We start from the raw sequence: 22,832 nt of genomic DNA on the forward strand, positions 1-22,832 counted from the left end.
CGCGGCCCGTACCGCGGCGGTCAGTCCGCCGGGCACGGCAGCGAGCCGCTCGCCTACGACGATGACCGCGCCGTCGGAGCGCAGCGCCTCGGCCGCCTTCGCGCCGTCGCCGTCCAGGCCCGCGCCGCCGCTCAACGCGTCCAGCCACTCGGTCTCGGTGCCGGGAGCGGCGGGGAGCAGTGTGCCGCCCGCCTTCGTCAAGCCGCGGGTGGCGTGCGTGGCCAGCGCGAACGTGCGCTGCCCATGCTTGCGGTGTGCCTTGCGCAGCCGCAGGAAGACACCAGGAGCCTCCTCCTCGGACTCGAACCCGATCAGCAGAACCGCCGGGGCCTTCTCCAGGGAGGTGTAGGTGACCCCGCTGCCGTCCAGGTCCCGGCCGCGCCCCGCGACGTGGGCGGCCAGGAAGTCGGCCTCCTCACTGCTGTGCACGCGTGCGCGGAAGTCGACGTCATTAGTGTCGAGGGCGACCCGGGCGAACTTGGCGTACGCGTACGAGTCCTCGACGGTCAGCCGTCCGCCCACCAGGACACCTGCCCGACCGCGGGCCGCGCTCAGGCCGCGGGCCGCCGCCTCCAGCGCTTCCGGCCAGCTCGCCGGCTCCAGCTCACCCTGGTCGCCTCGTACGAGAGGAGTCGCGAGCCGGTCCGGCTTCTGCGCGTAGCGGAAGCCGAAGCGCCCCTTGTCGCAGATCCACTCCTCGTTGACCTCGGGGTCGTCGGCCGCGAGCCGCCGCATGACCTTGCCGCGGCGGTGGTCCGTACGCGTCGCGCAGCCGCCCGCGCAGTGCTCGCACACCGAAGGCGACGACACCAGGTCGAAGGGGCGGGAGCGGAAGCGGTACGCGGCCGACGTCAGCGCGCCCACCGGGCAGATCTGGATGGTGTTCCCGGAGAAGTACGACTCGAACGGGTCGCCCTCGCCGGTGCCGACCTGCTGCAGCGCACCCCGCTCGATCAGCTCGATCATGGGGTCGCCCGCGACCTGGTTGGAGAACCGCGTGCAGCGGGCGCACAGCACGCACCGCTCACGGTCGAGCAGCACCTGTGTGGAGATCGGCACGGGCTTGGCGTAGGTGCGCTTCTTGCCCTCGAAGCGGGTGTCCGGGTCGCCGACCTGCATGGCCTGGTTCTGCAGGGGGCATTCGCCGCCCTTGTCGCAGACCGGGCAGTCCAGCGGATGGTTGATCAGCAGCAGCTCCATCACACCGCGCTGGGCCTTGTCGGCGACCGGCGAGGTCAGCTGCGACTTGACGACCATGCCGTCGGTGCAGGTGATGGTGCAGGACGCCATCGGCTTGCGCTGGCCCTCGACCTCGACGATGCACTGCCGACAGGCGCCGGCCGGGTCGAGGAGGGGGTGGTCGCAGAACCGCGGGATCTCGATGCCGAGCAGCTCGGCGGCCCGGATGACCAGAGTGCCCTTGGGCACGCTGATCTCGATGCCGTCGATCGTCAGCGACACGAGATCTTCCGGCGGAACGGCCGCGCTGCCGCCTGAGGCGGAGTTGGACGTCGTGACGGTCATGCCCGTACCTCCGCACGAGGTGAGTCGGACTGCGGTGCTTCGCCCGCAGGGCGGTCTGCGGCGAAGCCGCGGCCGGGGCTCGGCGCATACGTCATGCGGTCACCTCCAGGTGCTTGTCGGCCCAGGCGGTCGACCTCGCGGGGTCGAAGGGGCAGCCCTTGCCGGTGATGTGCTGCTCGTACTCCTCGCGGAAGTACTTGAGCGAGGAGAAGATCGGGGACGCGGCGCCGTCGCCCAGCGCGCAGAAAGACTTGCCGTTGATGTTGTCGGCGATGTCGTTCAGCTTGTCGAGGTCGGACATGACGCCCTTGCCGTCCTCGATGTCGCGCAGCAACTGCACCAGCCAGTACGTGCCTTCGCGGCACGGCGTGCACTTGCCGCAGGACTCGTGGGCGTAGAACTCGGTCCACCGGGTCACGGCCCGCACCACACAGGTCGTCTCGTCGAAGCACTGCAGTGCCTTGGTGCCGAGCATCGAACCGGCCGCGCCCACGCCCTCGTAGTCCAGCGGCACATCGAGGTGCTCGTCGGTGAACATCGGGGTCGAGGAGCCGCCCGGAGTCCAGAACTTGAGGCGGTGGCCCTTGCGCATGCCACCACTCATGTCGAGGAGCTGGCGCAGTGTGATGCCGAGCGGGGCCTCGTACTGGCCGGGGTTGGTGACATGGCCGCTGAGCGAGTACAGCGTGAAGCCCGGGGACTTCTCGCTGCCCATCGACTTGAACCAGTCCTTGCCGCGATGAAGGATCGCGGGAACGGACGCGATGGACTCGACGTTGTTCACCACAGTGGGGCACGCGTACAGACCGGCAACCGCAGGGAAGGGGGGACGCAGCCGGGGCTGACCGCGACGGCCTTCCAGGGAGTCCAGCAGCGCGGTCTCCTCGCCACAGATGTACGCGCCCGCGCCCGCGTGCACGGTGAGTTCGAGGTCGAGGCCGGACCCCAGGATGTCCTTGCCGAGGAAGCCCGCCTCGTACGCCTCGCGTACGGCTTCGTGCAGCCGCCGCAGTACGGGGACGACTTCACCGCGCAGATAGATGAACGCGTGATTCGAGCGGATCGCGTAGCAGGCGATCACGATTCCCTCGATGAGGGAGTGCGGGTTGGCGAACAGGAGCGGGATGTCCTTGCAGGTCCCGGGCTCCGATTCGTCGGCGTTGACAACGAGATAGTGCGGCTTGCCGTCGCCCTGCGGAATGAACTGCCACTTCATCCCGGTGGGGAAGCCCGCGCCGCCGCGGCCGCGCAGTCCGGAGTCCTTGACGTACGCGATGAGGTCGTCCGGCGACATGGCCAGCGCCTTGCGCAGCCCCTCATACCCCTCGTGGCGCCGGTAGGTGCCCAGCGTCCAGGACTCCGCCTCGTCCCAGAAGGCGGTCAGGACGGGCACGAGAAGCTTCTCGGGACTCGCCTCTCCCCCGGTCTCCGGTCGGGCGGTGCCCCCAAACTCGGTGGACAAGGTCATCACTCCCCCTCCTCAGCTGCGGGTCCGGCCGGATGGTCGGGGTCGGAGGCCGACGTCTGCTGCGGTGCGTCATGCGAGCTGAGGTGCTCGGAGCCGGGCTGGGGCGGTGCGTCCTGTGATGCCTCGCCGCGCGGCGAGACCACTCGCGCCGCCGGACTCTCCCCCTTGGCCAGGCGCAGGCCGATCAGCGAGGCGGGTCCCGCGCCGCCGCTCGCCCCGACCGCGCCCGGGCGCTCGTCGGGGAAGCCCGCGAGGATCCGCGCGGTCTCCTTGTACGTACACAGCGGAGCGCCGCGGGTCGGCTCGACGGGCCGTCCCGCGCGCAGGTCGTCGACGAGGCGCTTGGCGGTCTCGGGCGTCTGGTTGTCGAAGAACTCCCAGTTGACCATCACCACGGGTGCGAAGTCGCAGGCCGCGTTGCACTCGATGTGCTCGAGGGTGACCTTGCCGTCCTCGGTCGTCTCACTGTTGCCGACGCCGAGGTGCTGCTTGAGCTCGTTGAAGATGGCGTCGCCGCCCATCACCGCGCACAGCGTGTTGGTGCAGACGCCGACCTGGTAGTCGCCGGAGGGTACCCGCCGGTACATCGAGTAGAAGGTGGAGACCGCGGTGACCTCCGCGGTGGTCAGGTCCAGCAGCTCGGCGCAGAAGCGGACGCCGGTGCGGGTGACGTACCCCTCCTCGGACTGCACGAGGTGCAGCAGCGGCAGCAGGGCGGACCGGCTGTCGGGGTAGCGGGCGATGAGCTCCCTCGCGTCCGCTTCGAGCCGGGCGCGCACATCGGCCGGGTAGTCGGGGGCGGGGAGCTGGGGCATGCCCAGGCTCACCTCTGGGTTAGCTGGTGTGGCTGTCACCGGTCGACGCCTCCCATCACGGGGTCGATGGACGCGACGGCGACGATGACGTCGGCGACCTGGCCGCCCTCGCACATCGCCGCCATGGCCTGCAGATTGGTGAAGGACGGGTCGCGGAAGTGGACCCGGTAGGGGCGGGTGCCGCCGTCGGAGACGACATGGACGCCGAGCTCGCCCTTGGGCGACTCGACGGCCGCGTACGCCTGTCCGGGCGGCACCCGGAAGCCCTCGGTCACCAGCTTGAAGTGGTGGATCAGGGCCTCCATCGAGGTGCCCATGATCTTCTTGATGTGGTCGAGGGAGTTGCCGAGACCGTCGGGGCCGAGAGCGAGCTGCGCGGGCCATGCGATCTTCTTGTCGGCGACCATGACCGGTCCCGGCTCGAGCCGGTCCAGGCACTGCTCGACGATGCGCAGCGACTGCCGCATCTCCTCCAGGCGGATGAGGAAGCGGCCGTACGAGTCGCAGCTGTCGGCGGTAGGGACGTCGAACTCGTACGTCTCGTAACCGCAGTAGGGGTCGGTCTTGCGCAGATCGTGGGCGAGGCCCGCGGCACGCAGGATCGGCCCGGTGGCGCCCAGTGCCATGCAGCCGGTCAGATCGAGATAGCCGACGTCCTGCATACGGGCCTTGAAGATGGGGTTGCCGGTGGCGAGCTTGTCGTACTCCGGCAGGTTCTTGGTCATCTTCTTGGCGAACTCGCGCACCGCGTCGACCGCGCCGGGCGGCAGGTCCTGAGCGAGTCCCCCGGGCCGGATGAACGCGTGGTTCATCCGCAGGCCGGTGATCAGCTCGTACAGGTCCAGGATCATTTCGCGGTCCCGGAACCCGTAGATCATGATCGTGGTGGCGCCGAGCTCCATACCGCCGGTGGCGATGGCCACCAGGTGTGAGGAGAGCCGGTTGAGCTCCATCAGCAGTACGCGGATGATGTTGGCCCGGTCCGGGATCTGTTCCGTGATGCCGAGCAGCTTCTCCACGCCCAGGCAGTACGCCGTCTCGTTGTAGAACGAGGTGAGGTAATCCATGCGCGTGACGAAGGTGGTGCCCTGCGTCCAGGTCCGGAATTCGAGGTTCTTCTCGATGCCGGTGTGGAGGTAGCCGATGCCGCAGCGGGCCTCGGTGACCGTCTCTCCGTCGATCTCCAGGATCAGCCGGAGTACACCGTGCGTGGAGGGGTGCTGCGGGCCCATGTTGACGACGATCCGCTCGTCGTCGGCCTTGGCCGCGGACTGGACGACCTCGTCCCAGTCGCCGCCGGTGACTGTATAGACAGTCCCCTCGGTGGTCTCGCGGGTTCCACTCAGCGTCCCGGAGGGACCCCCTGAGGGGTGGTGGTCGGGCGACGGGTGGGCGTGAGAAGTAGACATCAGCTGTACGACCTCCGCTGGTCCGGAGCCGGGATCTGAGCGCCCTTGTACTCGACGGCGATGCCGCCGAGCGGATAGTCCTTGCGCTGCGGGAAGCCCTGCCAGTCGTCCGGCATCATGATCCGGGTCAGGGCGGGGTGGCCGTCGAAGACGAGCCCGAAGAAGTCGTACGTCTCGCGCTCGTGCCAGTCGTTGGTCGGGTAGACCGCGACCAGCGACGGGACGTGCGGGTCGCTGTCCGGGGCACAGACCTCGAGGCGGATCAGCCGGCCGTGGGTGATCGAGCGCAGGTGGTAGACGGCGTGCAGCTCGCGGCCCTTGTCCTCGGGGAAGTGGACGCCGCTGACGCCCGTACAGAGCTCGAAGCGGAGCGCCGGGTCGTCGCGCAGGGTGCGCGCCACCTTCAGGAGGTGCTCGCGGGCGATGTGGAAGGTGAGCTCGCCGCGGTCGACGACCGTCTTCTCGATGGATTTCTCGGGGACGAGTCCCTGTTCTTCCAGCGCGCCTTCCAGCTCGTCGGCCACCTCGTCGAAGTAGCCGCCGTAGGGGCGGCTCGCGGGCCCCGGGAGGCGTACGGAGCGGATGAGCCCGCCGTAGCCGGAGGTGTCGCCGCCGCTGTCCGCACCGAACATGCCGCGCTGGACGCGGATCTCCTCGCCGTGCTCACCGCGCTGGCCGGGCAGGTTCTGCGCGCCGACTTCCTTGTCGGGGTTCGGCTCACTGGTCTCGCTCACCGGAGCAGCCCCTTCATCTCAATGGTGGGGAGCGCCTTGAGGGCCGCCTCCTCCGCCTCGCGGGCCGCCTCCTCCGCGTTCACGCCGAGCTTGGAGCTCTGGATCTTCTGGTGAAGCTTGAGGATCGCGTCCATCAGCATCTCCGGACGCGGCGGGCAGCCTGGCAAATAGATGTCAACAGGAACAACGTGGTCAACACCCTGCACAATCGCGTAATTGTTGAACATTCCGCCCGACGATGCGCAAACCCCCATGGAGATAACCCACTTGGGGTTGGGCATCTGGTCGTAGACCTGCCGCAGGACGGGCGCCATCTTCTGGCTGACCCGCCCCGCCACGATCATCAGGTCGGCCTGACGCGGCGAGCCGCGGAAGACCTCCATACCGAAGCGGGCCAGGTCGTAACGGCCGGCGCCGGTCGTCATCATCTCGATGGCGCAGCAGGCCAGGCCGAAGGTCGCCGGGAAGACGGATGACTTGCGCACCCAGCCCGAGGCCTGTTCGACGGTGGTCAGCAGGAAACCACTCGGCAGCTTCTCTTCGATTCCCATTGGTGTGCCCCTCAGCCCCTCAGTCCCATTCCAGACCGCCCCGCCGCCATACATACGCGTAGGCGACGAAGACGGTGAGCACGAAGAGCAACATCTCCACGAGCCCGAAAAGCCCCAGGGCGTCGAAGTTGACCGCCCAGGGGTAGAGGAAGACGATCTCGATGTCGAAGACGATGAAGAGCATCGCCGTCAGGTAGTACTTGATGGGAAAGCGGCCGCCTCCGGCCGGCGTCGGAGTCGGCTCGATGCCGCACTCGTACGCCTCCAGTTTTGCCCGGTTGTACCGCTTGGGGCCGATAAGCGTGGCCATGACCACGGAGAAGATCGCAAACCCTGCCCCGAGGGCGCCGAGCACAAGGATGGGCGCGTAAGCATTCACCCTCCTCGCTCCTTCCAGTCGTCCTTGACCGTTGGACCGCGCCGGGCATCCACCTCGCCGCCTCAGCGAAGATCACGCATATGTGAGGCAGTTCACAAGCCCGACTGCTCCGCATCCTATGCCTGCCGGTCTGTGATCTGCGACACGGGGTGCGACAACGTCTTTGTGATCTCCACCACCCGGCGAACGATCATGAAGTCGGATGAGCAGTGACCTTCATACGCGAAGCGCCCGAGCGATCACCAGACGTGACATCCGAGAGCGTCACCGCTGGTCGGAGGCTATGTGCCTTATCAAGCGCTGGCCCGCACCGGCAAATTGGCGATGGACTCCAACGGGTGATAGTGGACGCCGCCCCACCCGGGGCGGGGGCAGGAGTGGACCGAAGTGGACAACGTGTCCACATTCACGAGACTCCGCCCGCCCGGACGTTGACCTTTCTGTGACCTCCACCACGCGCTTGCAACTTCAACAAAAGCGGGCTTGGCCAACGGCGTGAAGGGGTGGTAAGCGCCAGGCAATTCGGACCTTTAATGGAAAACCCATGATCAAAGCCGTGATCACACATGCCCGTATTGCCCGTTACGGCGTCAATAAGGGTCCAGGGTGAGCGGATTCGGAGGTTCCGGTCGTAACTGTGGCGCAACACACGTTTCTTGAAGGGAACCGCGAGGCCCTGATAGCGGTTGTACTCATGTCCCACACCGCTCACATACCCAGCCACCGGAAGCCCCGCCGCAGCGCCTCGAAACTCGCGCTCCGGGCCGGAGTTGCCGGTGGCGTCCTCAGCACCATGGCAGTGGCCGGAGCTGCCGGGCCGGCGAACGCCGGGCCGGTGACCGAGACCATCGAAATGCCGACGCTCACCTCCGGCGCCGGCCTCTCCGCCGGCGTCTCGCAGTCCGTCGAGGCCACTCAGCAGGTCGCCCTCGATCTCGAATTGCAGGCCCAGGAGGACGCCGCCGCCGCCAAGGCCGCGAAGGCCGCCGAGCTGGCCCATGCCAAGGCCGAGGCCAAGAAGGCCGAAGCGAAGAAGCGCGCCGACGCCGAGGCCAAGGAGCGCGCCTCCCGCGACTCCGAGCGCACCACGCTCTCCGCCTCCAGCAACACGTCGGCGACCGGCTCGGCCGCGACTGTCGTCGGCTTCCTCAAGGCGCAGCTCGGCGACGCCTACGTCATGGGCGCCTCCGGCCCCAACTCCTGGGACTGCTCCGGCCTCGTCCAGGCCGCGTTCCGGACGGTCGGCGTCAACCTCCCGCGCGTCTCGCAGGACCAGTCGGTGGCCGGCACCCAGGTGGGCACCTCCAACCTCCAGGTCGGCGACATCCTCTACTGGGGAGGCGCCGGTTCCGCGTACCACACGGGTGTCTACATCGGCGACGGCCAGTACCTCGACGCCGCCAACCCCGGCAAGGGCGTCGTGATCCAGGACCTGTCGGGCTACCCGGCGAGCGGTGCGGTCCGCGTTCTCTGACGGCACGCAGCACGCACACCAGGAAGGGCCGCGGCTCCGCCGCTCGGGGGTGGAGCCGCGGCCCTTCGTCCGTTCACCGGGCCGTTCATTTCGGCTACATACAGGTGATTGTTACTCACTCGGGGTAAGGCGAAGCCCGAGACCGGCCCGGACGCCTCCTGGCGTCAGCCCAGGTCGAAGGTGTTGGGCAGGCCCAGCCTGAAGCGTGCCTCGTCGATCCGCTTGAGCGGCTCCAGCTCCGGCGGCTGGTGTGGCTCCAGGTGGTGCAGCGCGCGGCGGCCGAGGCATCGGCATCCAGCAGGGCGTTGACTGCGTGCCGGGCCGCTTCGTTGGCGCCCTCCATGGACGCCAGGTTCATGCCGGTGCGTACGTAGTCCCCGGCGAGGAAGAAGTTCGGCACTCTGGTCCTGGCCGACGGCCGGTCGTAGAGGGAACCCGCCGGATGGATCAGCAACTGCTCCCGGTTGGCCGGGGCGGGGCCGCCGAGGCCGGTGACGGCGGGGTCCAGGAACCACGCGAGCCGGTCCTCGTCCCGCAGCACCGGGTCGTCCGCAGTCGCCGGCGCGGATGAAGTCTCACCAGGGGACCCGCTCCCACTGCTGCTCGCGGCGGACCTCGCAACTGGTGAGGTAGACGAGCAGCCGGTTGACGAAGTAACCGAGCTCGTACGCGGGCATGTTGGTGGCGAGCTGCAGGGCGGAGAGAAGCTGGTCGCGGATCCAGTCGGGGGTGATGTCCTGCGGCCGGGGCGGGGTGGTGACGCGGCGCAGCGGAAAGTGGAGATCCGCCCGGCCGCCGGAGCGGGCGAAGAGGGTCTCCGTGCCGCCCCGCAGATTGTCGTGGACGCCGTTCGCGTTGCCCGGGTACGGGATGCGGCGCAGGGTGTCCGGGAGGTTGCGGTAGAAGCCGGGGACGAACCGGAAGCCGTGCTCACCGGGGAGCGGCCCCCGGCGGCCGCTCGCGGTGCCGGGCACGCCCATGGAGCGGGCCTTGCCGCCGAGCGTGTCGTAGTACTCGTACACGGTCACGGCGTAGCCGCGCTCGGCGAGTTCATGGGCGGCGCTGAGTCCGGAGACGCCGCCACCGAGAACGGCGACGGTTTTCCTTTTCCGGGCGGCTAAAGCCGCGGTCGCTGTTGCGGCGGTTCCTGTTGCTGCGGTCGCGCTGCCGGGCTGCGGACGGCGGCACGCCGAGGGCTCCACCCGTGGCGGTCAGGAAGCGTCTGCGGGGCTGTCCACTACGCGTCATGGATACGTCATGCCAGGGAGCCGTGCGGGTCCCCGGAAACCGGTCGGCCGAGGGGGCCACAGCATCCTCACACCGCGTTCGCCCCGCCCTCGCGGGAGGGCGGTGGGTGTCAGTCCAGGGGCTGGACGGCCTTTGCCAGTGGCCACCCGCGTCGCCGCCCCGGCGTCTCCCACGACGGCAGGACGGTCACCGCGTCAGGGTTTCCGCGAGCGCGTGCTCTACCTCGACACGCCCGTGCTCCCGGAAGGGCTGGTGGGGCCCGCCGTCGACGGCGGCATCATGAACGCGGGGCTACCTTCGAGAGACCGTTGATGATCCGGTCCATCGCGTCGCCGCCCGTCGGGTCGGTCAGGTTCGCCAGCATCTTCAGCGTGAACTTCATCAGCAGCGGGTGGGTCAGACCTCGCTGCGTCGCGATCTTCATGACCTTCGGGTTGCCGATGAGCTTCACGAACGCCCGGCCGAGGGTGTAGTACCCGCCGTATGTGTCCTTCAGGACCTTCGGGTAGCGGTGCAGCGCCAGCTCCCGCTGCGCAGGGGTCTGCCGGGCGTGCGCCTGCACGATCACGTCGGCGGCGATCTGCCCGGACTCCATGGCGTAGGCGATGCCCTCACCGTTGAACGGGTTGACCAGCCCGCCCGCGTCGCCGACCAGCAGCAGCCCCTTGGTGTAGTGCGGCTGGCGGTTGAAGGCCATCGGGAGCGCGGCGCCGCGGATCGGCATCGTCATGTTCTCCTCGGTGTACCCCCAGTCCTCCGGCATCGAGGCGCACCAGGCCTTCAGCACCTCGCGCCAGTCCAGCTCCTTGAAGGAGGCGGAGGTGTTGAGCACGCCGAGGCCGACGTTGGATGTGCCGTCGCCCATGCCGAAGATCCAGCCGTAGCCGGGCAGCAGCCGGTCCTCGCCCGGGCCGCGGCGGTCCCACAGCTCCAGCCAGGACTCCAGGTAGTCGTCGTCGTGGCGGGGCGAGGTGAAGTACGTCCGTACGGCCACGCCCATCGGCCGGTCCTCACGCCGGTGCAGCCCCATGGCGAGGGAGATCCGCGAGGAGTTGCCGTCGGCGGCGACGACGAGCGGGGCGCGGAAGGTGACCGGGGTCTTCTCCTCGCCCACCTTGGCGTTCACGCCGGTGATACGGCCGGTGCGCTCGTCGATGACCGGAGCCCCGACATTGCACCGCTCGTACAGCCGCGCGCCCGCCTTCTGTGCCTGCCGGGCCAGCTGCTCGTCGAAGTCGTCGCGCTTGCGGACGAGTCCGTAGTCCGGGTACGAGGCGAGATCCGGCCAGTCGAGCTGCAGCCGCACCCCGCCGCCGATGATCCGCAGGCCTTTGTTACGCAGCCAACCGGCTTCCTCGGAGATGTCGATGCCCATCGCGACCAGCTGCTTGGTGGCGCGGGGCGTAAGGCCGTCGCCGCACACCTTCTCGCGCGGAAAGGCGGTCTTCTCGAGGAGCAGGACGTCGAGTCCGGCCTTGGCGAGGTAGTACGCGGTCGTGGAGCCGGCCGGGCCTGCCCCGACGACGATCACATCGGCGGTGTGTTCGGAGAGGGGCTCGGTCACGGCGGGTTCTCCCGAAGACTCGATATTGCGTACCGAATGGCACAGGACGTGTGCAGTCTATGGGGGCGTACTGATCCACAAACTGAAGGGTTCCCCCCTATGAGCAGGCCGCTCCCCGCCGTGCAGTTGCGTGTGCCGACCGACGAGGATGCCGTGGCCTGGCACCGGATCTTCAACGACCCGGAGGTCATGGAGTTCCACGGCGGAAGGGCGGCCGAACTTTCGGTCTACGAGGAGTTGACCGTCCGGCAGCGCAGACACGACGCCGAGCGCGGCTTCTGTTTCTGGACCATGCTCGATGAGGACGGCGAGGTCATCGGCTTCACCGGGGCACAGCCCTGGCCGCACGAGGGCTTCGGCCCGGTCGGCGAGATCGAGATCGGCTGGCGGCTGGCGCGGCCCGCGTGGGGCAAGGGGTACGCGACGGCCGCCGCCCGCACCACGCTGGGGCGGGTGCGGGAGGCGGGCGTCGAGCGGGTGGTGGCGATGGTGAACGCCCGCAACGAGCGCTCGATCGCGGTGATCCGGCGGCTGGGGATGGAGCTCGTCGAGACGTTCACGACCCCGGTGTCCCAGCAGAAGGGTTACTGCTTCCGGCTGGAGCTCAGTTCGCTTTGAACGTGCTGATCGCGGTGGAGAACACCACGTCCCTGTTCGCGTCCCAGAGGTCGGCGCGGCCCGCGGCGAGGATCGCGTACTCCGTGCCGTCTGCGGCCACGAACGCCTGGTCGATGACGTGCCGCCTCAGGCTGCCCTCGTCCGGCTCGGGGATGTGGGTGAACTCCCAGAGCGCGCCTGGCCGTCCCTGGTAGGTGTTCGGGGCCAGCCGGCTGCGCCGGTAGTCGGTCTCGGGGGTCTCCAGGTGCTTCTTCTCCAGCCCGATAAAGTTCTCGTACGAGGATTTGGGGGTGTTCTTGACGATCCCGATCTGAATGTACGAACCACCCGTCGGGGCCTCGTAGAAGACCTGGCTGCCCGCCTGCCGGCGCTTCCAGCCGTCCATCACCCCGACGGTGAACCCCGCGGGGTCCTGCTTCAGCACAAAGCCGGCGGGGAGCACGGCGCCGCCCGCGGGTTGGGACTGGGAGGGGCTGGCGGACGGGGTCGTGGACGGCGTGGCGGACGGGGTGGCGGAGGGGGACACGGAAGCTGAGGCGGAAGGCGAGGCGGACGCCGGCTCGTCCTGCTTGGGGGTGGGCGACTGCGAGGCGGCGGGCGACTTGTTCTGTGCCTGGTCGGACTGGTCGTTGTTCTTCTTCAGGAGCAGCGCCCCGGCTGTCGCGCCGCCGCCGAAGACGAACGCGGCGGTGAGGGTGGCCGTCCAGACAAGGACCTTGCGCCTGCGCTCGGCCGCGGCCGCCGTGGCGGCTGGATCGTGGGCAACCCCCGGCGCGGCGGCGAGGTGCATGATGTGGGGGTCGGCCACATAGGGAGCGGCAGGAGCCGTGGCGGGGGCTGCCGGAGTCACCGGGGCCACCGGAGTCACCGGGGCCTCCACCGGGCCGTACGCGGGAAGCGGCGCAACCGGGGGAACTGCAGCCTGCTGCCCCACCATCCGCAGCACATACGGGCCCAGGAACGTCGCCGCCCCCACCCACAACAACCCGAACAACAGCGCGTCCGGAACGCTCGGCGCGAACTCCGAGGTGCCCTGACCGCCAAAGTCCGCGAGGCCGCCCGCGACTTCGGCCGAGACTCCGCTGACGCCCGTGAACAGCAGAACGAGCCCCAGCGTGAAGCCGCCGGCCAGCAGCTGCTCGCGACGGTCCGCCGAGCGGCGCGCCGCCCAGACGCCGAGCGTGAGCGCCGAGACCACACCGAGGGCCAGCACCCCGGCGACCGCCCCGCCGCCCCACACATCGTTGATCTCCGGGAGTCCGAAGCTGCCGTGCTCCGCGCTGGAGCCGAGCATGCTGAACTGGCCCTGGACGTCGTACTCCACCGGCACGCCCCAGCTCAGGCCGAGCACCGCGAAGCCGATGTTGGGCAGGATAGGCAGCGCGAGCAGCAGGGCCGTGCCGTCCACATCGTCCGCGTTGGCGTACGCGACGAAGCCGACCAGCGAGCAGAATCCCAGCACCGCGCCGAGCGCGCGCACCGCCGTCCCCAGCGCGCGTACCGTCGAGCGTGCCGCGGGCCGCTGCGCCAGCCACGCCGCGAGGTCGTCGCGCTGCAGCACCCCGCAGGTCACCACGAGCGAGATCACCAGGGCGCCGAGCGCCGCGAGCAGCGGGGACGAGGCGACCGCCACGCCCGCGATCTCGGGCTGCGCGAACAGGCCGAGGACCAGCACCACACCGGTGACCAGCAGCGAGAGCCGTACGGCGGCTTCCAGCCCGGCCCCTCGCGTACGCAGCATCCGTGCGCCCAGGTAGAGCGCGCCGGTCCACAGCAGCGTCACCGTCAGCGGCACCAGGGACAGCGAGGCCGCGCCCATCGCGTCCATGCCCGAGTCGCCGTAGTCCGAGGGGCCCCCGCCCGAAATGTCGGGGAATCCTCCGCCGTCGCCGAAGATCCCGCCCGAGGAACCGGAGCCCGAATCGGAGCCCGAATCGGAGCCCGAGCCGAACGGCGACGAGCCGCCCGCCGCCTTCACCTCGAAGCCGCCGCCGAACCCTTGCAGCAACATGGCGAGGGCGATCCGCAGCCGGTCGCTCCAGCCGACGACGACCTCGTCGTCCTGGCCGTACGAGGGGATGGCAAGCGCCACCGCCAGTGCCAGCAGCAGTCCGGCCGGCCAGGCCGCGGCCTTCGCCGATGCCAGCCAGTCACCGCGGAACACCCGCCCGAAGAAGGCCCCGACGGGCGACGGTTGGGCGGGCTGCCCAACAGCAAAAGCGGGCGGGGCTGGAGGCATCACAGGCAGGACCGAAGGCATCGCGGGCGGGGCCGAAACCTCCGGCAACCTCTCCCGTCCGCACTTCATGCAGAAGCGAGCCTCATCCGGAGATGGATTGCCGCAGTGCGGGCAGTACGACGCCATGGGAAGACTCCGCGGTGACAAGTGGGGACGGGCGGGGAGATAAGAACGTCGTAAACAACTGACTCATCTTCCCGCCCGCCGGTTCCCGTCAGCGTCCGGCTCGGCTGCGCCGATTCACCGCAGATTCAAGGCAGTTCACGGCAGCAGTCCCGGCCGCCGCCCGGCGGCGACGTCCTCCACGCAGCCGAGCAGGGCCCACCGCCACTGCGATCAGCAGCCACGCCACACCGAACTGCCACCGTCCCGGCCGCGGTCCCGGCCGCGGTCCCGGCCGCGGTCCCGGCCGCGGTCCCGGCCGCGGTCCCGGCCGCGGTCCCGGCCGCGGTCCCGGCCGCCGCCTTGAATTCGACACCCCCCCTGAACCGCGACCGACTTGCGGTGCCTGCCCACGATCGCCGTCACCTCACCCCCTCGGGGGTCCGCGGCGCGCCCACTTCACCGGTTCGCTTGAGCTTCTGCCAGCGCAGTCGGCCACCGGTCAGCGCCGTGACGCAGGAGTGGATCAGTACCAGGTACATCAGCTGCCGGTAGGCGACCTGCTGCAACGGCATCATGAGGAGATAGCGGTACTTCTCGCGGTCGAGCCGGAACGCGTAGGCGGCACAGAGGAGTTGAACGAGCAGGACGAGCCCCCAGGCCGCCAGGGACGCCCAGAAGCCGATGAAGATCATCGAATACGCCGTGAAGATGTCGATCAGCGGGGCGAAGACCGGCGTTACGATCTGGAAGAGGATTACCAGCGGCATGCCGACCCGGCCGAAGCGGCCGGACGGCCCGCGGTCGACGAGCGATCTGCGGTGCTTCCAGAGCGCCTGCATGGTGCCGTAACTCCACCGGTAGCGCTGCCGCCACAGCTGTCCGAGGGAGGCGGGCGCCTCGGTCCAGGCGCGGGCGTGCTCCTGGTAGACGACACGCCAGCCGGCCCTGTGCAGGGCGATGGTGACGTCGGTGTCCTCGGCGAGGGTGTCCTCGCTCATGCCGCCCGCCTGCCCGAGCGCCTCCCGGCGGAAGGCGCCTATCGCGCCGGGGATGGTGGGCATGCAGCGCAGCAGGTCGTACATCCGGCGGTCGAGGTTGAAGCCCATCACGTACTCGATGTGCTGCCAGGCGCCGATCACGGTGTTGCGGTTGCCGACCTTGGCGTTCCCGGCGACCGCGCCGACGGACGGGTCGGCGAAGGGCTGCACCAGCTGCCGTACGGTGTCGGGCTCGAAGACCGTGTCCCCGTCCATCATCACCACGATGTCGTAGCGTGCGTGCGCGACACCGTTGTTGAGCGCTGCGGGCTTTCCGGAATTCTCCTGCCGCACCACCCGGACATTCGGCAGGCCGAGCGCCTCGACGATTTCCGATGTGCCGTCGGTCGAGCCGTCGTCGACCACGATGATTTCGATGGGATGGGTGCCGGCGGCCAGCGAATTGACCGTATTGGCGATGCATTCCTTTTCGTTGTAGGCGGGGACGATCACGCTCACCGGAGTGAGTACCGGCGGCCCCCAGGAGAAGTCCCGTCTGTTGCGCTTCCGGTGGTGGCGGCGTGCCACGACGAGCATCAGGCCGAACCGGACCATCACGGCGACGCCGATGACGGCGAGACCCACGGCCAGGCCCGGCACCGCGAACTCGGCGACGGCGACCGCGCCGAGGAGCGCCTTGCCCTGCCACTGCGTCGTGGTGGAGACCTGGCTGTGCGCGCTCGGCCGGCCGAGCGCGCCGGTGACGGTGGTGAACGTGTATCCCTTCTCCTGCATCTCCTTGATGTACTGGTCGAGCGCCTCGACGGTTTCGGTGCGGTCGCCGCCCGAGTCGTGGAAGAGAGCGGAGGCGCCCTTGGTGCCCTCGGGTGTGGCGTTCTCGACGATCTTCGCTACGCCGGGCCGCTGCCAGTCCTCGCTGTCGGTGTCCGCGAAGACGGTGGTGTAGCCGAGAGCGCCGGTGCGCAGGTAGACGGGCCAGCTGTAGTTGTCGATGGCGTCGGGCGCTGACGAGTACGGGGCCCGGAACAGCGAGGTGCTGATCCCGGCGGCCCCCGCCAGGGCGAGCTGGGTCTGGGCCAGTTCACGCTCCAAGCGGGCGTCGCTCTGGTACGAGAGGTCGACGTGGGTGAAGGTGTGCACGCCGACCTCGCTGCCGGAGTCCACGATCTGTCGCGTCACGTCCGGATGGCGGGCGATCTGCGCGCCGAGGACGAAGAACGTGCCCGGTACGTCGTACTTCCGCAGGACCGCCAGGACTTTGGGCGTCCACTCGGGGTCCGGACCGTCGTCGAAGGTGAGGGCGATCGTCTTGTCGGGGACGGCGGTGCTCTTGGTTCTGCCGAAGGGGAAGGTGAGTACGGAGCCGCCGACGAGCACCGACTCGGGGACCTGGTCCGCGGCGGCGTCCTTGCCAGGAAGCGGGCCGCCAGGGTCAGATCGGCGCAGCTCATCTCGATCGAGCACTGCCAGAAGTAGTGGTCGAGGAGTGTCGGGACGGGGTTGGCGACATTGCCGTACGAAGCCATGAAGTGGGCCAGGGCGGCGTTGCGGTCGCCGTACGCGGACTCCGACTCGGCGACCTCCGGGTCGAAGGACAGGTCCGGGTTGCCGCTCTCCTGCCGCAGGAATTCCAGCAGTTCGCTGCTCGCGTCACCGGTCAGGGTCAGCAGGATGTCGGTGACGACGAGCGCGCCCGCGTTGATGAAGGGATTACGCGGAATCCCGTTCTCGTACTCCAGCTGCACCAGCGAGTTGAAGGGGTTGCCGGACGGCTCACGGCCGACTCGCTCCCATTGGCTGTCGTCGCCCTGCGCCATGGCCAGCGCAAGGGCGAAGACCTTGGTGATCGACTGGGTGGAGAAGGGGTGCTGCCAGTCCCCCACTCCGTACACCTTGCCGTCCACGTCCGCGATGGCCATGCCGAAGCGGCGCGGGTCGACGGCGGCGAGCGCCGGGATGTACTCGGCGGGCCTGCCGCTGCCGATCTACGGTGCGACGTCCACCGCGATCCGTTCCCGGACCGCCTGGTAGTCCATGGCGGCGCGGGCTACTGCGGCTTGGTGCCGCGGTGCAGCGACACGATCCCGCCGGTCAGATTCCGCCACGCGACCTTGGACCAGCCGGCCTGCTGGAGCCGCTGCGCCAGCCCCGCCTGGTCGGGCCAGGCGCGGATCGACTCGGCGAGGTAGACGTACGCGTCCGGGTTCGACGAGACCGCCCGCGCCACCGGCGGCAGCGCCCGCATCAGATACTCGGTGTAGACCGTACGGAACGGCGCCCAGGTCGGCTGGGAGAACTCGCAGATCACGACTCGCCCGCCCGGCTTCGTCACCCGGTGCAACTCGCGCAGCGCCGTGTCCGTGTCCTGCACATTGCGCAGCCCGAACGAGATCGTCACGGCGTCGAAGACGCCGTCACGGAACGGCAGCTTCGTCGCGTCGCCCGCGGTGAGCGGCAGCCACGGGTTGCGCTTCTTGCCCTCGCGCAGCATGCCGAGGGAGAAGTCGCAGGGGACGACATACGCGCCGGTGGCGGAGAACGGCAGCGAGGACGTGCCGGTGCCCGCGGCCAGGTCCAGGACCTTCTGCGCCGGGCGGGCGTGCACCGCCTTCGCGACCTCCTTGCGCCACAGCCGGGCCTGGCCGAGCGAGAGCACATCGTTGGTGAGGTCGTACTTGGCCGCCACGTCGTCGAACATCGAGGCGACTTCGTGCGGCTGCTTGTCCAGGGTTGCTCGGGTCACGCACCCCATTCAAGCAGCACGCCGCCCGGCAGGGCTCACCGGAACCGGGGCCGGCTCCCGCCACCTCTCTGCGACCTCCTGATGGCGTACGCGGAGAGCCCGAGGCCGACCACGATGATCACGCCGACCACGCCGAGCGCGGTCCACCAGGTTCCCTTCCGGTCCCGGGTCCCGTCGCCCCAGCCGTTCTCCTTCTCGTACCGCTCCTCGGCCGTGCCGGAGGCGACGACATCCACGAAGCGGGGCAGCGAGACGCGGAGCGGGTCGGTGTACTCGCCGATCAGCGTGGCCGTCTCCGCGTCCCGCTCGACTCCGTACTCCTGGGCGACCAGGTCGTCACCGTCCTCGTCCGCGACGACGTAGACGCCGTCGCGCCGCAGCCGGTCGTGTACGAAGGCGAGCAGGATCCCTGGGTCGCCTTCGTACGGGTCGGTGGGGTCGTGGTTGTACGACGTGACCACGACATAGATCGGCACCTCGGACGTGCCGATCCGCTCGCGGATCTTGCGCTGTACGGGAGGCTTCAGCAGCGCGATCCTCGCCGGGTCGACGTAGAGCGGGTCACGGGCGAGGTGCTCGGCAATGGCCCGGGCCCGGTCGGGCGGCTCCGCGGCGGCTGGGGCCGGGGCCGGCTCGGACTGTTCGGCAGCAGCTGGGCAGGCGGTGAGCAGCAACGCGGGCAGCACGAGCGCGAGCAGTACGGCCCCCGAGCGGCAGGCGCGACGTCGCATGGTCGTGATCGGAGCCGTCATCCGAACGAGCCCGAGAACAGTCATCGGAGCCGTCATCCGAACGAGCCTGGGAGCAATCATCGGGCCCCCTCCAGCTGGGCGTCGAGCGCGGCCCTGGCCCGGCGGACCGTGCGGGTCGGGGTGGGCCTGCGCCGTACGAGACGGACCAGGAGAAGCACGACCGGCCGCAGCACATACCCCCCGACCAAGGCGCCGGGGATCAGCGCCGTCGCGATCTTCGCCCAGTCGTCGCCCGAGAGCCGGTCGTCGGGGTGCTCGCTCGCCTTCTCGTCGCCCGGACCGCCTCCGCCCGGACCGTCCCAGGTCGTCGAGCCGGTCAGCCCGCCGGGCGGCCCGTCCGCGAGCCGGTCGGTGGCCCGCGCGTAGTCCAGCGCCAGATCGCGAATCCTGGTGCTGTCGCGCTCGCACTGCTGCGGGATCTCCAGGGGCTTCTTCTTTGGCAGAGTCTGGGTGTTGACGCCGAAGCAGCCGTCGTCGACGACCAAGATGTACGCGCCGTTCCTGCCAGTGCGCTTCGCCAGCGCCCGTATCCGCGCGTCGTTGATGTACCCCTGCGGCACACCCGGCATGACCGCGACGTACACCGGGGCCTTCAGCTTCTTCAGCCCGTCCTCGAGCTTCTTACGGTCCTCGGCCTTGAGGAGGTAGCCGACGTCCGGGTCGACATACACCGGCCGCTCCCGCAGCACCCCGGCCGCCCGCTCGACGGGGTCGTAGTCGTGCGGAGCGGCCGCCCCGACCCCGAGCAGCGCGCCCGCGACGAGCAGAATCCCTGCCGCCCTCATGTCTGGACCTCCGCGTCCGCGTCCCTGGGCTCGTCTTCGTCCTCGTCGGCGTCCATCCACGTCCCGAGGACGTGCAGCAGCAGCTCCGCATCCCAGTCCAGGGTGGCCGCCCCGTATCCGGTCGCCTGCCACACCGCATTCGTGTAGCCGGAGTCGTAGTACGGCACCATCCCGTCGTCGTCCCACACGAGCAGTGGATCGGGCCCATGCGCTGCGCAGGCCGGGCAGATGGTGACGTCCGCGGGATCGTCATCCTCGCCGGGATACGGAATGCGCTCCGTCCCACGCTCGTGCAACGGGTTGTAGAAGCAAGGGGGTTGGAGCACGAAGGGCACTCCGTCACGCATCGCCGCCAGCGCCCGGATGCCGATCCGGCTGACCTCGATCGAGGCGACGATGTCGGGCAGGTCGATCGTCTCGACGACGCGCCTCCCCTCTGGGTGCTCTGTCTCGAAGTCGGGCGGGATGGAACAGATAACCAGGTCGTCCGCGAGGTCGGCAGCGGTCTCGGCGATCGATCCGGCCACCGACAGCCCGGCCGAACTCGCCGCCCACAGCGCCGCGTTCAGCGCGTCCCCGCGGCGTACAGCCAGATCGAACAACGTCCCGTACGCGTTGTCGGGAAGCTCCGGCGCGGACCGCCAGTCCACGTCGGGCACGTCCTCCGCAGCGGCACGCCCGCGCCGCGGCCACAGCGGCAGATCGGTGAACCGGTGCAGCAGCCCCAGCAGCGCCACCACCACCGCGCCCACGATCCCGACCACGAGCGCGGCCTTCTCCGCCCGGTACTCGGGCGGGTGGAAGGCCATGTAGGGGTCGATATCCCCCTGCCCGCGCGGCACTTCACCGGTACGGAGCCCGTTCAGCGCGACGACGGTGATGTCGCCGAGCGTAGCGTTCTCATCGTGGCTCCAGCTGAGCATCTGGTTCTCGACGCTCTGGGCGCTGGTCTGGGGCTCGATGCCGTACGCCCGAATCCGCGTCCGCCCGCTCTGGTCGACATGGACGTACGCCCCGTCCTCGCGCAGCCGGTCGTGCAGCAGCGCGAGGTACGCGACGCCGAACTTGCCGCTCCCGTCGCCCTCCCAGACCGGGCTGACCGAGACGTAGACGGGGATGCCTGCGGCCTTCAACTCCCGTGCGGCAGCACGTATTCGCGCGATGTCCCGCGGCGCGACCGCGCCCGGCTCGAGGTGCGGGCTGAGATGGACGGGGTCCTTGCGCAGGGCGTCGGCGGCGATGTCGGCGCGGGTGGGCGGCGGGGCTGCCGTGGCCAATGCCGTAGCCGGCCTGGCTGCTGCTGTGGCTAATGGCGCTGCCTTGGCTGCTGCTGTGGCCAATGGGGCTGCCTTAGCTGATGCCGTGGCCGCCGCGTGGGCGGTGCCGCCCGCCGCGAGCGCCAAGACGGCGGCTGCTGACATCATCCGCACCACATGCACCCCAGACCCCTCCCGTCACTTCGGCGGGGCCACCCTACGCGCGCCGGTATACCAGACGTCCACCGAGTACGGTCGCGACACAGGTCCCCGCGCCGTGCAGCCTCAGCATCCGCGCCGGGACATCGTCGACGCGGACATCGTCGACCGGTACGTCGTCGATCGGTACGTCGAAGACCGCGAAGTCGGCGGGTTCGCCGACCGTGAGGCGCCGGTCGAGCAGGGCGTTCAGCGAGTAACCCTTGAACGGGTCGAGCGTGAGCGCCTCGCGCTCGGCACCACCCGTCGGTTCGCGTACATACAGCCCCGACCGTGCCACCGCTGTCCGCACCGCGGGCCGGGTGAACGGGCCGCAGACCGCTGTCACCCCGTGCCGCAGCAATCGCTGCAACCCGCGCCGCGCGCTCGCGCCCCAGCGGGCCTCGTCCATCTCCAGCGCCGCCAGCGCCCTGCCGGTCAGCGGCTCGGTGCCGAGCTGATCAGCCTCGCGCGGATCGGGGTGGTAGGCCGCCTCAAGCAGCGCGGCGGCCTGCGGGTGCCGCAGTCCGGGGGTCAGCAGCCCGGGCCAGCGCCGCACCCGCGCCTGCGGGCGGGCGGCAGCCATCTCCTCGTACGTGCCCATCGCGACGATCAGCCCGGCGTCAACGGCAACCGCGTGGACCGACCGGCGGCCGCCCACAAAGACGTCGTCCGCCACGTGGATGGTCTGCAACTCGGCCCCGTACCAGTCTTAGTTGGAGGCGAGCAGCTTCAGCTCGGGGTGGGCCGTACCACCCTCGATCGCCGTGGACGAGATGTGCGAGACGACGCGCTCGTCGACCGGGTCGTCCGCCGGGTCGTCGTGTACGACGATGTGCTCGTACGTCGTCGTCCGCTGCGCCGGCACCCGGCCCGACTTACGGATCAGGTCGATGATCTCCAGCCGGTTCGACCGGTGCTTCGCGCCCGCCGAGGAGACGACGTTCTCCTCCAGCATGATCGAACCCAGGTCGTCCGCGCCGTAGTGCAGCGACAGCTGGCCGACCTCCTTGCCCGTGGTCAGCCACGAGCCCTGGATGTGGGCGACGTTGTCGAGGAAGAGGCGCGCGATCGCAATAATGCGCAGGTACTCGAAGAGCGTCGCGTGTGTACGGCCCTTGAGGTGGTTGTTCTCGGGCTGGTACGTGTACGGGATGAAGGCCCGGAAGCCGCCCGTCCGGTCCTGCACGTCGCGGATCATCCGCAGGTGTTCGATCCGCTCGGCGTTGGTCTCACCGGTGCCCATCAGCATTGTCGACGTCGACTCGACGCCCAGCCGGTGCGCGGCCTCCATGATCTCCAGCCACCGCTCGCCGGACTCCTTGAGCGGCGCGATCGCCTTGCGCGGCCGCTCGGGCAGCAGCTCGGCCCCGGCGCCGGCGAAGGAGTCGAGGCCGGCGGCGTGGATCCGGGAGATCGCCTCCTCGACCGAAACCTTGGAGATACGGGCCATGTGCTCGACCTCGGAGGCACCGAGGGAGTGGATCACCAGCTCCGGGTACGCCGTCTTGATCGCCGAGAAGTGCTTCTCGTAGTACTCGACGCCGTAGTCCGGGTGGTGCCCGCCCTGGAACATGATCTGGGTGCCGCCCAGCTCGACCGTCTCGGCGCAGCGCCGCAGGATGTCGTCGAGGTCGCGCGTCCAGCCCTTGGCGGTGTCCTTCGGCGGAGCGTAGAAGGCACAGAACTTGCAGGCGGTGACGCACACGTTGGTGTAGTTGATGTTGCGCTCGATGATGTACGTCGCGATGTGCTCCGTACCCGCGTAACGCCGCCGCCGTACGGCGTCCGCCGCCGCGCCCAGCGCGTGCAGCGGCGCGGAACGGTACAGCTCGAGCGCCTCCTCCGGGGTGATCCGCCCACCCTCGGCAGCACGGTCCAGCGCGGACTGAAGGTCGGCCTTCTCGGTCACCGGGTGTCACCTTTCGGCGGTGGTTCAGAGCATCTGCGGGCCGATCCAGCCTACGCCAGG

General features: G+C 69.5%; 20 protein-coding genes and 2 pseudogenes. 2 read left to right on the top strand and 20 right to left on the bottom strand.

The genetic code is table 11. From position 1 onward, the window contains the following. The 7 genes from ACWDO5_RS10205 to ACWDO5_RS10235 form a co-directional block, all read right to left on the bottom strand. On the bottom strand, positions 1 to 1,524 hold a 1,524-nt coding region (locus ACWDO5_RS10205; RefSeq protein ID WP_450529878.1), incomplete at its 3' end, for an NADH-quinone oxidoreductase subunit G. Between the two features lie 91 nt (positions 1,525 to 1,615). Next, the gene (gene nuoF / locus ACWDO5_RS10210) at positions 1,616 to 2,992 is read right to left on the bottom strand and encodes an NADH-quinone oxidoreductase subunit NuoF (RefSeq protein WP_450529879.1); all 1,377 of its coding nucleotides are present in this window, start codon (positions 2,990 to 2,992) and stop codon (positions 1,616 to 1,618) included. Next, complete coding sequence (gene nuoE / locus ACWDO5_RS10215) at positions 2,992 to 3,807, bottom strand: NADH-quinone oxidoreductase subunit NuoE (RefSeq protein WP_450529880.1); 816 nt, start codon at positions 3,805 to 3,807, stop codon at positions 2,992 to 2,994. The genes nuoF and nuoE overlap by 1 nt, the downstream gene beginning before the upstream one ends. 35 nt (positions 3,808 to 3,842) lie before the next feature. Next, entirely contained in the window at positions 3,843 to 5,216 is a 1,374-nt protein-coding gene (locus ACWDO5_RS10220; protein WP_450529881.1) for an NADH-quinone oxidoreductase subunit D, read from the bottom strand. Further along, the gene (locus tag ACWDO5_RS10225) at positions 5,216 to 5,950 is read right to left on the bottom strand and encodes an NADH-quinone oxidoreductase subunit C (protein ID WP_450529882.1); all 735 of its coding nucleotides are present in this window, start codon (positions 5,948 to 5,950) and stop codon (positions 5,216 to 5,218) included. Before ACWDO5_RS10225 ends, ACWDO5_RS10220 begins: the two co-directional genes overlap by 1 nt. Further along, complete coding sequence (locus ACWDO5_RS10230; protein WP_108151339.1) at positions 5,947 to 6,501, bottom strand: NuoB/complex I 20 kDa subunit family protein; 555 nt, start codon at positions 6,499 to 6,501, stop codon at positions 5,947 to 5,949. The genes ACWDO5_RS10225 and ACWDO5_RS10230 overlap by 4 nt, the downstream gene beginning before the upstream one ends. A 19-nt stretch (positions 6,502 to 6,520) precedes the next feature. Next, complete coding sequence (locus ACWDO5_RS10235; RefSeq protein ID WP_450529883.1) at positions 6,521 to 6,880, bottom strand: NADH-quinone oxidoreductase subunit A; 360 nt, start codon at positions 6,878 to 6,880, stop codon at positions 6,521 to 6,523. A gap of 694 nt (positions 6,881 to 7,574) precedes the next feature. On the opposite strand from ACWDO5_RS10235, the gene ACWDO5_RS10240 reads away from it, so the two are divergent. Beyond that, positions 7,575 to 8,354: a C40 family peptidase gene (locus ACWDO5_RS10240; RefSeq protein WP_450529884.1), complete on the top strand. Its 780-nt coding sequence runs from the start codon at positions 7,575 to 7,577 to the stop codon at positions 8,352 to 8,354. A 115-nt stretch (positions 8,355 to 8,469) separates the two neighbouring features. Here the strand turns inward: ACWDO5_RS10240 and ACWDO5_RS10245 are convergent, their stop codons facing one another. The 3 genes from ACWDO5_RS10245 to ACWDO5_RS10255 all read right to left on the bottom strand — a co-directional run bounded on the left by ACWDO5_RS10245 (position 8,470) and on the right by ACWDO5_RS10255 (position 11,166). Continuing rightward, the gene (locus ACWDO5_RS10245) at positions 8,470 to 8,895 is read right to left on the bottom strand and encodes an FAD-dependent oxidoreductase (RefSeq protein ID WP_450529885.1); all 426 of its coding nucleotides are present in this window, start codon (positions 8,893 to 8,895) and stop codon (positions 8,470 to 8,472) included. 34 nt (positions 8,896 to 8,929) lie between these two features. Continuing rightward, on the bottom strand, positions 8,930 to 9,556 hold the full coding sequence (locus ACWDO5_RS10250) for an FAD-dependent oxidoreductase (protein ID WP_450529886.1): 627 nt from the start codon (positions 9,554 to 9,556) through the stop codon (positions 8,930 to 8,932). Positions 9,557 to 9,879: 323 nt separating this feature from the next. Continuing rightward, complete coding sequence (locus ACWDO5_RS10255) at positions 9,880 to 11,166, bottom strand: geranylgeranyl reductase family protein (protein WP_450529887.1); 1,287 nt, start codon at positions 11,164 to 11,166, stop codon at positions 9,880 to 9,882. Positions 11,167 to 11,265: 99 nt separating this feature from the next. Between ACWDO5_RS10255 and ACWDO5_RS10260 the strand changes: the two genes are divergently transcribed. Then, positions 11,266 to 11,784 carry a GNAT family N-acetyltransferase gene (locus ACWDO5_RS10260; protein ID WP_450529888.1) on the top strand — a complete coding sequence of 173 codons (519 nt, stop codon included), beginning with the start codon at positions 11,266 to 11,268 and terminating at the stop codon, positions 11,782 to 11,784. On the opposite strand, the gene ACWDO5_RS10265 is transcribed toward ACWDO5_RS10260, so the two are convergent. From ACWDO5_RS10265 to mqnC, 10 genes and pseudogenes are all read right to left on the bottom strand, one after another. Continuing rightward, positions 11,771 to 13,948: a hypothetical protein gene (locus ACWDO5_RS10265; RefSeq protein WP_450529945.1), complete on the bottom strand. Its 2,178-nt coding sequence runs from the start codon at positions 13,946 to 13,948 to the stop codon at positions 11,771 to 11,773. The genes ACWDO5_RS10260 and ACWDO5_RS10265 overlap by 14 nt on opposite strands. Before the next feature lie 132 nt (positions 13,949 to 14,080). After that, positions 14,081 to 14,149, bottom strand: a pseudogene (locus tag ACWDO5_RS10270) (zinc-ribbon domain-containing protein); the annotation flags it as partial. 398 nt (positions 14,150 to 14,547) lie between these two features. After that, positions 14,548 to 16,503, bottom strand: a complete 1,956-nt coding sequence (locus tag ACWDO5_RS10275; protein WP_450529889.1) for a bifunctional polysaccharide deacetylase/glycosyltransferase family 2 protein — start codon at positions 16,501 to 16,503, stop codon at positions 14,548 to 14,550. 29 nt (positions 16,504 to 16,532) lie between these two features. Further along, a pseudogene (locus ACWDO5_RS10280) lies at positions 16,533 to 17,111 on the bottom strand (glutaminase); the annotation flags it as partial. Positions 17,112 to 17,173: 62 nt separating this feature from the next. Then, entirely contained in the window at positions 17,174 to 17,869 is a 696-nt protein-coding gene (locus tag ACWDO5_RS10285) for a demethylmenaquinone methyltransferase (RefSeq protein ID WP_450529890.1), read from the bottom strand. 35 nt (positions 17,870 to 17,904) lie between these two features. Then, a complete protein-coding gene (locus ACWDO5_RS10290) occupies positions 17,905 to 18,600 on the bottom strand; it encodes a hypothetical protein (protein ID WP_450529891.1) in 696 nt (231 codons plus the stop codon). 77 nt (positions 18,601 to 18,677) lie between these two features. Next, positions 18,678 to 19,406, bottom strand: a complete 729-nt coding sequence (locus ACWDO5_RS10295; RefSeq protein ID WP_450529892.1) for a hypothetical protein — start codon at positions 19,404 to 19,406, stop codon at positions 18,678 to 18,680. Then, positions 19,403 to 20,683, bottom strand: a complete 1,281-nt coding sequence (locus tag ACWDO5_RS10300; protein ID WP_450529893.1) for a hypothetical protein — start codon at positions 20,681 to 20,683, stop codon at positions 19,403 to 19,405. The genes ACWDO5_RS10295 and ACWDO5_RS10300 overlap by 4 nt, the downstream gene beginning before the upstream one ends. Positions 20,684 to 20,879: 196 nt before the next feature. Next, a complete protein-coding gene (locus ACWDO5_RS10305) occupies positions 20,880 to 21,554 on the bottom strand; it encodes a hypothetical protein (RefSeq protein WP_450529894.1) in 675 nt (224 codons plus the stop codon). Positions 21,555 to 21,572: 18 nt separating this feature from the next. Then, on the bottom strand, positions 21,573 to 22,772 hold the full coding sequence (mqnC, locus tag ACWDO5_RS10310) for a cyclic dehypoxanthinyl futalosine synthase (RefSeq protein WP_450529895.1): 1,200 nt from the start codon (positions 22,770 to 22,772) through the stop codon (positions 21,573 to 21,575). Between the last annotated feature and the right edge of the window lie 60 nt (positions 22,773 to 22,832).

The organism is Streptomyces sp. NPDC000880 (assembly GCF_053599675.1).

Excerpts from the sequence above, each read along its gene's own strand:
- ACWDO5_RS10260 (WP_450529888.1), top strand. The coding sequence starts at position 11,266 with ATGAGCAGGCCGCTCCCCGCCGTGCAGTTGCGTGTGCCGACCGACGAG.
- nuoF (WP_450529879.1), bottom strand. The coding sequence starts at position 2,992 with ATGACCTTGTCCACCGAGTTTGGGGGCACCGCCCGACCGGAGACCGGG.
- nuoE (WP_450529880.1), bottom strand. The coding sequence starts at position 3,807 with ATGCCCCAGCTCCCCGCCCCCGACTACCCGGCCGATGTGCGCGCCCGG.
- ACWDO5_RS10230 (WP_108151339.1), bottom strand. The coding sequence starts at position 6,501 with ATGGGAATCGAAGAGAAGCTGCCGAGTGGTTTCCTGCTGACCACCGTC.
- ACWDO5_RS10295 (WP_450529892.1), bottom strand. The coding sequence starts at position 19,406 with ATGAGGGCGGCAGGGATTCTGCTCGTCGCGGGCGCGCTGCTCGGGGTC.
- ACWDO5_RS10290 (WP_450529891.1), bottom strand. The coding sequence starts at position 18,600 with ATGCGACGTCGCGCCTGCCGCTCGGGGGCCGTACTGCTCGCGCTCGTG.
- ACWDO5_RS10220 (WP_450529881.1), bottom strand. The coding sequence starts at position 5,216 with ATGTCTACTTCTCACGCCCACCCGTCGCCCGACCACCACCCCTCAGGG.
- ACWDO5_RS10240 (WP_450529884.1), top strand. The coding sequence starts at position 7,575 with ATGTCCCACACCGCTCACATACCCAGCCACCGGAAGCCCCGCCGCAGC.